A 13,135-nucleotide genomic window follows, 5' to 3' on the forward strand; every position below is an offset into this window, starting at 1 on the left:
GGCCGCGCGCTGCTGGCGTGATGGGCGCGGCACCCAATACCCGTGACGGCGGCCGATCGTGACCTCAGTTTTGCACCGCCATCAAAAAAATATCAGGCGGATCAATGAGCAGGCTTCGATATTAACTCTTTGATAACCGACATTACTAACGGGAACTCCACGGTCGGATTTTATGCTTTTGGCCGGGGAGCAAAAAAATGCTGATGAACAGCAAAAACTCGGTCGGTGGAAAGGGTGTGGTGGACGCCGGCATTTTAGCCGACGGTGAACTGCCTGGCCGACGCAATCCAATTCTGTGGCTCATTGTTTGCGGTATTCTGCTGATTGCAGCCATTGCGATCGGCACCGTCACCATGATCGGCAACTCCCGCGACCACGCGATCGAGAGCAGCGAACGCGAGCTGGAAAATACCGTCTTGCTGCTGGCTCGTCACTTTGACCAGCAACTTGACGATGCGGAAGTGCCGTTAGTCGACATCATCGAACAAATACATCAAGCCGGAATCGATTCTCCTGACGATTTCAGGCGTCAGATGTCCACTCCCGAGATGCATCTGCTGTTGAAGGAACGGGTTAGCCGCGCATACAAGATCGCCGGCGTCAACATCTATGACGCTGAGGGAATTCTCATCAATTCATCGGAAGTGACCGCCGTTCCAAACGTCAAGATCGACGATCGCGCCTATTTCAAAGCGCTCAAGTCCGACCCAGACGTGGCGCGACCCCAAATCGAACTGGTGCTCAGCCGCTTCACCGGAAAATGGAAAACACTGATTGCCCGCAAGGTGGTTGGGCGAGATGGCGAGTTTCTGGGCATTGTTTCGCGGGCCATTGCACCGGCAAAATTCGAGGAGTTTTTCTCCGCCGTCGCGCTCGGAAAAGATGCTGCGATATCGATGCACCATCATGATGGAACATTGCTGGCGCGCTATCCACACGTCGAAGAGGCGATCGGCGAGAACTTTATGGAAGGCCCGACACCGCAGGCCGCCTTGCTGAGACTGGACCACGGTACTGCCCGGTTGATCAGCCCTGTCGACGGCGCCGAGCGACTGGTGTCCGTCCGGAGCCTGGTCCGGTTTCCGCTTTCAATCGTGGCGACGACCACCGTAGAATCGGCGCTCGCCGAATGGCGGGCGCAAACCAAATTCCTGGTGGTGGCCGCGAGTCTTGCAGCGATCATCACCGCCATGATTCTTGTGCTGATCGTTCGCCGCCTGTCGTGGCAGCACCTGGCATCTCAGAACCGGGTGAAGCTGGAAAAGCAGCGTCTCGATACCGCCGTCGAAAATATGACGCAAGGCTTGACGTTGTTCGATCGGTTCAGGCGGCTCGTCGTCTGTAACCAGCGATATATCGAGATGTACGGGTTGTCGCCCGACGTGGTGAAACCGGGCTGCTACCTTCGCGATCTGATCGTCCATCGAAATGAGTTGGGATTCATTCAGGTCGAGGTCGACGAATATTGTGCCCGGATATTGGAACATGCTGCTCGCGGAGATTCGGTCACCCTGCGATCCTCGGACGGACGTTCAATTCAGATCACCCACCGGCCGCTGCCCGACGGGGGTTGGGTGGCGACCCATGAAGACATCACCGAACGGTCACGCCAGGAAAATGAGGTCCTTCAACAGACAGCCGAACTCGCGCGCATCAACATGCAATTTGACGCCGCCCTGAGCAACATGACGCAGGGGCTCTGCATGTTTGACAGCCAGAGGCGTCTCGTCGTCTGGAATGAGCGCTATGCCGAGTTATACCGGTTGCAGCCGGACCTGCTGAAGGTCGGAACGCCTCACGGGGCGATCATTGCCGATCGAATCTCTCGCGGCATTCTCAAGGGAGAGACGAGCAAATCCGCGGCCAAGAAAAAGATCGCTTCCTTGAATCAGCTCCCGCGCGATACTGCATCGTCCAGGGTCGAAGAATTTTCCGATGGGCGCTTCATCCTTGTGACCCGGCAGCCAATGGCCGAAGGCGGGTGGCTGGCCACGCACGAAGACATCACCGAACGGCGGCGTGCGGAAGCCGAGATCATCCACCTGGCGCGCCACGATGCGCTGACGGGTCTTCCAAACCGCGCAGAGTTCAATGTGAAGCTCGAAGAGGCGAGCAAGCGCCTGAAGCGGAACGGGGGCACCATCACCGTCATGATGATCGACCTCGATAAATTCAAGGTCGTCAATGATACCCTGGGGCACCCGGCCGGAGACAAATTGCTGATTGAGGTCGGCAAACGCCTGCAGTCCACGGTTCGGGAAACCGATGTGCTGGCGCGATTGGGCGGCGACGAATTCGCAATCATCCAGGAGGATGCACCCAATCAGCGCGAGGCGGCAATTGCGCTCGCGCTTCGGATCGTCGAGGCGATATCGCAGCCGTTTGATCTCAATGGACATCGGGCGAGCCTGGGGACCAGCATCGGGATTGTCTTGACCCCGGAACACGAGACTGATCCGGAGGGACTCCTGAAGAGAGCCGACCTTGCGCTCTACGACGCAAAGGCCAATGGAAGGAACGACTACCGGTTTTTCCGACACGAGCTTCTCGAGGTTGCCGATACGCAGCGCACGGCAGAGAACGAACTGCGCGACGCGATCGAACGCAAAGAGTTTGAGCTGCATTACCAGCCCGTGGTGGATGCGAATACCCGAATGCTTTGCGGCGTTGAGGCTCTGGTCCGGTGGCGACACCCGACCAGGGGTCTGATTGGTCCGGACCAGTTCGTTCCCCTCGCGGAATCAACAGGTCTTATCGCGCCTCTCGGAGAATGGATTTTGCGCCAGGCTTGTGCGGACGCGGCTTCGTGGCCCGCGCACGTCAAGCTGGCCATCAACATCTCGGCTATTCAATTCAAGAAGGACAATCTCTTCGAGATCATCCTGTCGACGCTGGTGGAGACGTGTCTGGCGCCGGGACGGCTGGAGCTCGAGATTACCGAAACTTCCCTGCTTGAAAATCAGGAAGCCCATCTCACCACCATACGCCAGCTCAAGAATCTCGGGATATCGATGGCGCTCGACGATTTCGGCACCGGCTATTCTTCCGTCAATTATCTGTCGAACTTTCCGTTCGACAAGATCAAGATCGATAAGTCATTCACGCAAGGCGTGCTCAGTCGCCGCGACTGCAAGGCGGTCGTGGCCTCGACGCTCGCTCTCGCCCAAGGCCTCGGCACCGTTACGACCGCCGAGGGCGTCGAGACGGAAGAACAGCTCGAATACATGCGTGCTGCGGGCGTAGACCTCGTACAGGGCTATCTGTTCGGCCGGCCCGTTCCGATTTCCCAGCTCGATCTGCACGCCACGCTCGCGCCCAGGGAAATGGTGGCGTAGTCAAAGCGATCGGTTTGGATCGCGCTTATTGTGGAGCGTGCGAAGCGCGGGCTCGGAATCCATCACACCTGCGAAACAAAACGCGCCGCGATTTTTCGCGTCACGCCGGATCGCAGGACTAAAGTCTAAAAACCAAAGTCTGATCCGAAAACGGCCGACATCACTCACTTGTAATTGGTCTGCCAAACTTTTTCAAAAGTTGGGCGCGATTGTGGGTGCCTCTCGCGCCCCGTTCGGCGGCGCAATACAAGTTCCAAATATCTCACTCACTTCGAGGGGTGTTGTCATGCGAGCGTCCGCTCTCGCCCATACTGCTTTCATTGTTCTCACTCTCGCTCTGCTCAGCCCCGCTATGGCAGCGGACGAGCACGACCCCAACGTCAAGGGCCTTTATCTGATGACCGATTATCCGGCGGTCACGATCAGGCCGGGCACCACCTCCAACATTCCGCTGCGTCTGCAGAACTATGGCCTCGCGCCGGATCGCTACCAGCTCTCGGTGTCCGGTGTGCCGAGCGGCTGGACCGCCACGATCCTCGGCGGCGGACAGCCGGTGGCGGCTGCGATGCCTGCACCCGACAAGGACGTCACGCTCCAACTGCGGCTGGACGTGCCGGCCAACAGCAAGCTCGACCAGCAAACCCTGACGGTCGAGGCGAAAGGGCAGGGCAACCAGACCATCCTGCCGATCCAGGTCGCGCTGGCCAAGGAATTGCCAGCCAAGCTCACGGTGAAGGCGCAGCTGCCCTCGTTGCGCGGCAGCCCGAAATCCAACTTCGAATACACGCTGTCGATCAAGAACGACTCGGGGCGTAACCTGAACGTCAGCTTCTCGGCGCAGGCGCCCGAGAATTTCGAGACCTCGTTTACCGAAGCCTATGGCAGCCAGGAACTCTCCTCGATTCCGATCGACGCCGGCCAATCCAAGGACGTCAAGCTCAAGGTGCGGCCGCCGAGCACGATCGACGCCGGGCACTTCCCGGTCGCCGTGACGGTGAAGGCGGAAGACGCCTCCGCCAACGTCGATCTCGCGCTCGATGTGGTCGGTGAGCCGCAGCTCCAGGTCGCCGGGCGCGACGGATTGTTGAGCGCGCGCGCGGTAGCCGCGAAACAGACCTCGATTCCGATCGTCGTCACCAATAGCGGCAGCGCGCCGGCCGAGAACGTCAAGCTTTCGGCAAGCTCGCCATCGGGCTGGAAGGTCACGTTCGATCCGGCCACCATCGATCGCCTGGTGCCGGGCAAGGACGCCGAGGTGCAGGCGCTGGTCACACCGAGCGACAAGTCGCTCGCCGGCGACTACATGGTCTCGGTGCGCGCCAACTCGCGCGGCGAAAATGCCTCCAGCCAGTTCCGCATCACCGTCAATACCTCGACGGTGTGGGGGATGGCCGGCGCCGGCGTCATCGGCATCGCGCTGCTCTTGATGCTGGGCGCGGTTGCAAGGTTCGGACGGCGATGACCGACGTTCGCAACGAAGCCGCGCTTCCGTCCACCGATACCGTCATCGTCGCGGAAGGCCTGACCAAGCGCTACGGCGAGACCAGGGCCGTCGACAACATCAGCTTCGGCATCCGGAAGGGCGAGGTGTTTGGCCTGCTCGGCCCCAACGGGGCCGGCAAGACCACCACGATCCTGATGATGCTGGGCCTGACCGAAGTTTCGTCGGGCCGCATCAGCGTGCTCGGGTTCGATCCGGTCCGGCAACCGCTGCAGGTGAAGCAGCGGGTCGGCTATCTGCCCGATTCCGTCGGCTTCTACGATCATCTCTCGGCGGTGGAAAATCTGGCCTACACGGCCAAGCTGATGGGGCTTTCGCTGAAGGAGCGGAGGCAGCGGATCGAGCAAGCGCTCCAGCGCGTCCGCCTCGACGAGGTCGCGCACAAGCGCGTTTCGACCTTCTCGCGCGGCATGCGCCAGCGGCTGGGGCTTGCCGAGATCATCGTCAAGAAAGCCGAGATCGCCATTCTCGACGAGCCGACCTCCGGCCTCGATCCGCAGGCGACCCTCGAATTCCTCGACCTGATCCGCGAGCTCAAGGCCGAAGGCATCACGGTGCTGTTGTCGTCGCATCTGCTCGACCAGGTGCAGCGCATCTGCGATCGCGTCGCGTTGTTCCAGTCCGGGCGCATCGTGCTGATGGGCTCGGTCGCCGAGCTGTCAGTCCAGGTGCTGGGTGCTGGCTTCGTTGTCGAGGTCGAGGCGGAGGGCAGTGGCATCGCGCGGCGCCTGTCGACCATCCCCGGCGTGTCCCATGTGGAGACGCTGGCGGAAGATCGATTCCGAATGACGGCCGAGCGCGACGTCCGGCCGGATGCCGCGCGGGCGGTGGTCGCGGTGAACGGATCGTTGAAGCGGCTGTCGGTCGACGAGCCCAGCCTGGAGGCGATCTACGCCCGCTACTTCCAGGGCAACCAATCGGGAGAAACGCGTCATGCGGCGTGAGGGCTCACCGTTCCAGGGTCTTGGCACCGTGTTTGCCAAGGAACTGACCGACAACATCTCCAGCGTTCGCATGCTGGTGCTGGAATTGCTGATCGTGCTGACGGCGCTTGCCGCGCTTTACGGCGCGATCGACAATTTGCGCACCAATACCGCGGAGGACCCGTTCCTGCTGCTGCGATTGTTCACGCTGTCGAACGCGCCGCTGCCGTCCTTCGTGGCGATCCTCGGATTTTTGATCCCGCTGATGGCGATCGGCCTCGGCTTTGATTCCGTCAACAGCGAGTTCAACCGCCGCACGCTGTCGCGCATCCTGGCGCAGCCGATCTACCGTGATGCGCTGCTGACCGGGAAATTCCTCGCCGGTCTCGCCACGCTCGCCGTCAGCCTCACCGCGTTGTGGCTGCTCGTGATCGGACTGGGGCTGATCTTCCTCGGCGTGCCGCCGGGCACAGAAGAGATCGCGCGGTCGCTGGTGTTTCTGGTGATCGGCATATTCTATGCCGGCGTGTGGCTCGCGCTCGCCATGCTGCTGTCGATCGTGTTCCGTTCGGGCGCCACGGCGGCTTTGGTCGCGCTCGGGATCTGGCTGTTCCTGACCGTGCTATGGCCGATGCTGGCGCCCGCGATGGCGCAGATCATCGCGCCGCCCGATCCGCGCTATGCCGCGCTCGGCCTCGAGACGCCGGCCACCGGCCTGTGGGCGCAGTTCCTGCTGCGTTTCTCGCCGAACGATCTGTTTGGCGAGGCGATGCTGGCGATCCTGTCGCCGACCACGCGTACGTTGGGCGCGGTGTTCCTGGATCAGTTGCGCGGCGCCGTGATGGGTGCGCCGCTACCGCTCTCCGAAAGCATCATGATCGCCTGGCCGCAGACCGTCGGACTGATCGCTTCGACCATCGTGCTGTTCGTGGCCGGGTACATCACGTTCCAGCGGCAGGAGGTGAGGGCCTGAGCACGTTTTTCTCCCGCGTGGCCAACGCGCTGCAAGTTGCGCGGGCGCTGTTTCGCTGCCGGGCAGCAATTGCTTTCGGCATTAGCCAGACCCTGTTCGCGCTGTGAATCGGCCGAACGATTGAAGTGTGAGGCCCCGCACCTTCGCCGAGCGCCTCACGCCCTCTTTGAGACTTTTGCGCAACAGCTCGCGAAATTCCGTCGCCATTTCCGATTATTTCTGAAATGGCATCTTGCATACAAGAACGTCGTTGAACTTTGGTAGCGGGGTGAGCAGGCTCGGCCTATTCTTTGGCTGATCCTTGCCCGATCCTGCTCACACAACCGTTCTCGATCCTGCTGCTCTGGCGGGGCCGGAAAGCACGGACAACAATATTTGGGAGGTCCTTATGGTTCACACCGCATGCGGTGCGCCGTTTCGCGTACCTTTTTCCAGAAAAAACAAACTATCCCGGCTTGGCGTTGCGAGCTTGCTCGCGACCAGCTTCCTGGTCGCAGCGCCCGTTGCGCAGGCGCGCATTACGCAAATCCAGATCCTGGCCCGAGGCACGGCCTTCGGTGGCCATTCCTTTGCTGGCGTCGGTCAATATGAGTTCATCACCGGCATCGCGAGCGGCGAGGTCGACCCGAAAAATCCGCAGAATTCGCTTATTACCGACATCCAGCTCGCGCCGAAAAACGCGCAAGGCCACGTCGTCTACCAGCACAACTTCTACATTTTGCAGCCTTTGGACCCGAGCAAAGGCAATCACAAAATGATGTATGAGCCGCCGAACCGGGGCGGCAAGACGTATCAGACGCTGAACAACACGCCGACCGGAACCAACGATCCGCAGGCACTCACCGATCCGACCGTGCTCGACGATTCCTTCCTGTGGACCCGCGGCTACATCACGGCGTGGTCCGGCTGGGAAAACAATCTCGGGCCGCTGACCGGCCTCGTCGCGACAGCCTTACTCCCGATCGTCGGCACCGATCCGAACAATCCCGTGACCGGGCCGGGATACGAGTACATCGTGAGCCCCGGCGCCACCTACACGCTGACCTATCCTGCCGCCTCTGCCGACCAGAGCAAGGCAACGCTGACCCATCGCGTCCATCTTGACGATCCGCCACAGGTCGTGCCGGCGAGCGCCTGGGTCTACGCCAACGGGACCAGCCCGGTGGACGGCAGCGCGATTCCCAACGGCGCGATCAAGTTGAGCTCGGGGAGTTTCGTCGCCAACGACATCTACGAGTTCTCCTACACCGCGAAGAATCCGACGGTGAACGGACTTGGGTTCGCGGCCATTCGCGATTTCAATTCGTTCCTGCGGTTCTCGTCCCATGACGACTTCGGCACGCCGAATCCGATCAGGGGCCACATCGACCGCATCTACACCGAGACATCCTCGCAGCCGGCGCGGACGCTGAATGATTTCGTGCACCTCGGCTTCAACGAGGACGAGAGCCACAGGCAGGTCTTCGACGGGATGATGCAGTGGATCGGCGCCGGCGACGGCATCAACATGAACTACCGCTGGTCGCAGACCAAGCGCACCAACCGCAACCGGCAGGAACTGCTTTATCTCGAAGGCCTCTACCCGTTCGCCAACGTGCCGACCTTCGACCCGATCTCCGGCACCAGCGACTGGCGCTACAGGAGGTGCGAAGAAACCCATACCTGCCCGCTGGCCACCGAGTTCTATTCGGCCAACGAATTCTGGGTGAAAGCGGGCTCGCTGATGAGCACCGACCCGACCGGCCGGTTCGATCTGCCGGATCATCCGCTGACGCGAAACTATCTGCTGTCGAGCAAGCAGCATGGCGGCGCCGGCAACCCGACGTCGAAGGGGCTGTGCCAGCAGTTCCTCAATCCGCTCGACTCCGCACCCGTCCAGCGGGCGCTGTGGACTGATCTGGACGAATGGTCGACCGGCGGAATCCAGCCGCCGGCATCACGGGTGCCGCTGCTGCGGGATCACACGCTGGTGCCCCCCAACCAGTCCTCGGTTGGCTTCCCGAGCATTCCGGGCGTCACCTATACCGGCCTGAAGACGACGCGTTATCGCTTCAACATGGGGCCGGATTTCTACAACACCTTCGTGCCGACGATAAACCCGCCAGTGTTTGTGCCGAACTACGAAGACAATCCGGCCAACGGCAGGATCTATCCAAGCTTCGTGCCGAAGACCGACAGCGACGGCAACGACATTGCCGGCATCCGCTTGCCGGAACTGGTCGTGCCGCTTGCGACCTACACCGGCTGGGGCTTGCGCTCCGGTGTCTGGGCGAATGACGGATGCGAAGCATCCGGCCAATACATTCCGTTCCAGTCAACGAAAGCGTCGCGCCTGACTGCCGGTGATCCACGGCCTTCCGTCCAGGAGCGTTACCCCTCCTTCGGCGACTATCGGGCCAGGGTCGTGAATGCCGTCGACAATCTCGTGCGAGAGCGCTTCCTGATCTGCGACGATACGCAGGACATCGTGAACCGGCTGCTGCAGGCAGGCATCACCGCAGGCGTGCCCGCACCAACCGCGGGCGAGAACGCGTCGGCGCCCGATCCGGTGCCGGCGTGCAGGGGGCGAATGCCGCCCAACCACCACTATCATCTGATCTATGATCCTGACGCAGGCCAAGGCTCAGGAAAGCCATGACTACCTGAAGCCGATTAGCTTCATGATTGCGGGTAGCGAGCAAGCTTGCTACCCGCAACACGTTTCAGCTTTCCTGTCGCCGACCACGCGCACGTTGGGTGCGGTGTTCCTGGATCAGTTGCGCGGCGCCGTGATGGTGCGCCGCTGCCGCACTCCGAAAGCATCATGATCGCCTGGCCGCAGACCGTCGGACTGATTGCATCGACCATCGTGCTGTTCGTGGCCGGATACATCACGTTCCAGCGGCAGGAGGTGAGGGCCTGAGCTCATCCTGCTCCAACGCCGCGGACGAGGGCCCACTTCGTATGTGAATGTCAAACAGCGAATAATCCGTCACATGCCGCCGTCATTCCGGGATGCGCCGAAAGGGCACCCCGGAATTCATTGCGCCGCAACGGCGGCCGGAGAAATGGATTCTCAGGTGCGCAATTGCGCACCATAGTTCGATGCTTCGCATCCCCCCGGAATGACGACCTGAGTGCGGACGCAATTCTACCTTCCCGCGACGCAAATGCGCCCGAGTTGTTGAGCAGAACCCTCCAGAGAAGAAGGGCGCAGGGAATGCCGGGTGCTCACCGCACCCGCAGCCTCGCACGCAGAGTTAAAAAGCGCACGAGCGTAGTCACCACAGGTACGCCGAAACATTCCGGCATTCCCCGCGCGATGGTTTAGCGGCTTGCTTCGGGCTCTCCCTGGTGATCGGGCTTTCTTGCCACCATCCCCGCGCAATGCGTAGCATTGCTGCGAGTTGACATCAGCGTCGAGATGTCAGGACCACACGACTTCGCCGTCCGCCGCAATGTCGTTCGTCTTGTCGACATCGCGGCGTCCATCGCATCCCGCGCCAACGAATCGTGACGATCGCGAAGCGCCCCTCTTAATCGGGCACGGGACGGCGCGGGCTTATAAAGATGATTTGCCCGACGGGCAGAGCGGAATATTTTTGCGCGAGGGGGTGGACAGTAGAATCAGCGTTGATTGCGCTAGCGAAATTAGAGTTTTGGCGCAATCGCAAGCAGGCGTCATCGAATGCTGTTATTCGACAAAGCGGCCGTTGAACCCTTCGGCCTCTCGCAACGGCTTTGAATCTGCCATAGTGGCGCCGCCACCGATCTACCGATCCGGTAAGGACCAATGTCGACTGACGCCCCGACCGTTCGATCGCCGTGGCTTACCGTATGGCTCAGTCCGCGCCAGACGATTGAGCGCCTTGTTGCGGCGAGGCCGACCTATTCCGTCTGGCCGCTCGCTATCCTTGGCACGATCGCGAGCCTCTACAGCCAGATCTCGGTCATCGACGGCGCAGGCTATCTCCTGAGTTGGCCGTTGGCGCTGAGCCTGCTGGTGTTCGGCGCTCTCGCCGGCATCGTGTGGCTCTATCTGTCAGGCTTCATGCTGAGCTGGATCGGCAGGTTGTTCGGCGGACAAGCGAGCGCGCTTCACATGCGCACCGTGTTCGCCTGGAGCACGTTGCCGACCATCCTCGGCTTTGTCATCATTCTCGCAATAGGCGCCAGCGCCGGCCAGGGCGGCGCGCTGGACAGCGTTCCGCTGCTGGTCGCAGCCTTCTCGCTGTGGTCGTTCGTTGTCTTCCTCTTGATGCTGGGGCGCGTCCAGCGCTTCGGCCTCTGGCGGACCGTGCTGACCTACCTCTTCAACACGATTCTGGGATTGCTGGCCGTGCTTTGCGTCCGCAGCTTCCTCTACCAGCCCTTCAATATCCCGTCGTCCTCGATGAAGCCGACGCTGGTTGTCGGCGATTACGTTTTTGTCTCGAAATTTGCCTACGGATATGGCCGATTTTCGCTGCCGTTTTCGGATCGGCTGCCTTCGGGGCGAATCTTTGCGGCCAGGCCTGCGCGCGGGGACGTCGTCGTGTTTCGCGTTCCAAAGGACGCGGTCGACTACGTGAAACGCGTCGTTGGACTGCCTGGCGACCGCATTCAAATGAAGCAGGGCGAACTCTTCATCAACGATGTGGCGGTCAAGCGCGAGCCGCTCGCCGCTGTCGTCGCAGACGATGCCTGCGGAAGCACCACGCGCGGCACTGTCAAGCGCTGGCGTGAGACGTTGCCGAATGGCGCGAGTTACGAGACGCTCGATTGCGTCGACAGCAGCCCGCTCGACAACACCAATGTCCATACCGTTCCGGATGGCGATTTCTTCGCGCTGGGCGATAACCGGGACAATTCGACCGACAGCCGCAGTTCAAGCCTCGGCTATATTCCCTTTGAGAATTTGATTGGACGCGTCAGCGTGATCTTCTTTTCGCGCGAGACAGGCGAAGCCGGCGCGGCGGCGCGCGTGCGCACCGAGAGGCTGGGCAGGGTGGTGCGGTGACTAGCGAGGTCCCTTTGTCATTCCGGTGAGCCCCAAACCCGTCACCGACCCGCGGGTTTAAAAATTGCCGTTTTGCGAATAATGTTTAGATTAAAATGCCAGCCGTAGATTGAGGCCCACCCGGGCGAGGGAGTTGTGGTCGTGCGACAAATCTGGATTACCCGCGCTGGACCGCCGGAAGTACTGCAAGTCAGAGAAGCCGCCGATCCAGCGCCGAAGCCGGGAGAAGTCCGCATCCGCCTCGAGGCGAGTGGGGTCAATTTCGCCGACATCATGGGGCGCATGGGCATATATCCCGATCTGCCGCCCGTTCCAGTTGTGCCTGGCTACGAAGTCAGCGGTCGAATCGAGGCTGTCGCCTCTGGCGTCGACGAGAGCTGGATCGGTAAAGACGCAATTGCGATGACCCGCTTTGGCGGATATGCCGACGTGGTTTGCGTGCCGGTGAAGCAAATCTTCCTGCGGCCGGCCGGACTGTCAGCGCTCGAGGGCGCCGCAATTCCAGTGAATTACTTTACCGCCTGGCAGCTTGTCGTGGTCATGGGGGCCCTCAAAGCCAATGAGACCGTACTGATCCATTCAGTGGGGGGTGGGGTTGGCATCGCTGCGACGCAGATCGCGAAGCACATCGGGGCGCGCGTGATCGGCACGGCATCGGTCGGAAAGCACGACGAAATGCGCGCGTTGGGCGTCGACCATCTCATCGACTATCGCACCGAAGATTTCGAGAAACGGACCCGCGATATCACCGCTGGCCGCGGTGTCGAACTGATCCTCGACGCGGTCGGCGGCGAGTCCTGGAAAAAAGGATACCGCGTGCTTGCCCCTACCGGCCGGCTGGGGATGTTTGGCGTTTCTTCGCTCGCGAGCGGCAAGGAGCGCAATATTTTGTCAATGCTTTCCATGCTGGCCAACATGCCATGGTTTCAGTTTAATCCGCTTGGTCTGATGAACGCGAACAAAGGCGTATTTGGCGTAAATGTCGGCCATATGTGGGACGAGATCGATCGCCTGCGCGGATGGGGCGAGGCACTAATGGAGCTTGCCGCACGCGGTATCATCAGACCGAAGGTGGCGGCAACCTTCAAGTTTGATGATGCTGCGAAAGCGCATCACTTCATCCAGGATCGACGCAACATCGGCAAGGTGCTCCTTGTCCCCTAAGGCGCGAAACGCGGTTCGCCTAATTGCCGCCAGGAAGACGTGGGCTGCCGTCGCTACGGGGGCAAAGCCGACGTTCTGGGGACGCGGCCAAAAGGGCGCCTATGACCCATGTCTGCCATGGGGGGAATTTGATGAGACGCACAACGCTGCCTCTGGTAGGGTTCGCCATCGATCGGCAATTCTGCACGCGACGGCGCAAATTCACTGCATTCCCCGGCAGCCGGGCCGTCGCATGGCCGCTCGACGCACGCGCACAATGGT

The 13,135-nt window shown here is 61.1% G+C and carries 8 protein-coding genes; all 8 read left to right on the forward strand.

Annotation, left to right across the window (positions count from 1 at the left end; genetic code table 11):
- Positions 1–197 precede the first annotated feature (197 nt).
- The 8 genes from WB528_RS27700 to WB528_RS27735 all read left to right on the forward strand — a co-directional run bounded on the left by WB528_RS27700 (position 198) and on the right by WB528_RS27735 (position 12,874).
- Complete coding sequence (locus WB528_RS27700) at positions 198–3,335, forward strand: bifunctional diguanylate cyclase/phosphodiesterase (protein ID WP_423892528.1); 3,138 nt, start codon at positions 198–200, stop codon at positions 3,333–3,335.
- A 286-nt stretch (positions 3,336–3,621) separates the two neighbouring features.
- Positions 3,622–4,797 carry an NEW3 domain-containing protein gene (locus WB528_RS27705; protein WP_423892529.1) on the forward strand — a complete coding sequence of 392 codons (1,176 nt, stop codon included), beginning with the start codon at positions 3,622–3,624 and terminating at the stop codon, positions 4,795–4,797.
- Entirely contained in the window at positions 4,794–5,780 is a 987-nt protein-coding gene (locus WB528_RS27710) for an ABC transporter ATP-binding protein (RefSeq protein ID WP_423892530.1), read from the forward strand. Before WB528_RS27705 ends, WB528_RS27710 begins: the two co-directional genes overlap by 4 nt.
- Complete coding sequence (locus tag WB528_RS27715) at positions 5,770–6,732, forward strand: ABC transporter permease (RefSeq protein WP_423892531.1); 963 nt, start codon at positions 5,770–5,772, stop codon at positions 6,730–6,732. The genes WB528_RS27710 and WB528_RS27715 overlap by 11 nt, the downstream gene beginning before the upstream one ends.
- A gap of 469 nt (positions 6,733–7,201) precedes the next feature.
- Positions 7,202–9,370 (forward strand): alpha/beta hydrolase domain-containing protein, encoded by a 2,169-nt coding sequence (locus WB528_RS27720; RefSeq protein ID WP_423892532.1) that lies wholly within the window; start codon positions 7,202–7,204, stop codon positions 9,368–9,370.
- Positions 9,333–9,539 carry a hypothetical protein gene (locus WB528_RS27725; protein WP_423892533.1) on the forward strand — a complete coding sequence of 69 codons (207 nt, stop codon included), beginning with the start codon at positions 9,333–9,335 and terminating at the stop codon, positions 9,537–9,539. Before WB528_RS27720 ends, WB528_RS27725 begins: the two co-directional genes overlap by 38 nt.
- 965 nt (positions 9,540–10,504) lie before the next feature.
- Positions 10,505–11,710, forward strand: coding sequence for a signal peptidase I (gene lepB, locus WB528_RS27730; protein ID WP_423892534.1), 1,206 nt, complete (start codon positions 10,505–10,507; stop codon positions 11,708–11,710).
- Positions 11,711–11,851: 141 nt separating this feature from the next.
- A complete protein-coding gene (locus WB528_RS27735; protein WP_423892535.1) occupies positions 11,852–12,874 on the forward strand; it encodes a zinc-binding dehydrogenase in 1,023 nt (340 codons plus the stop codon).
- Positions 12,875–13,135 lie beyond the last annotated feature (261 nt).

Source organism: Bradyrhizobium sp. (assembly GCF_049586575.1).
GTDB lineage: Bacteria > Pseudomonadota > Alphaproteobacteria > Rhizobiales > Xanthobacteraceae > Bradyrhizobium.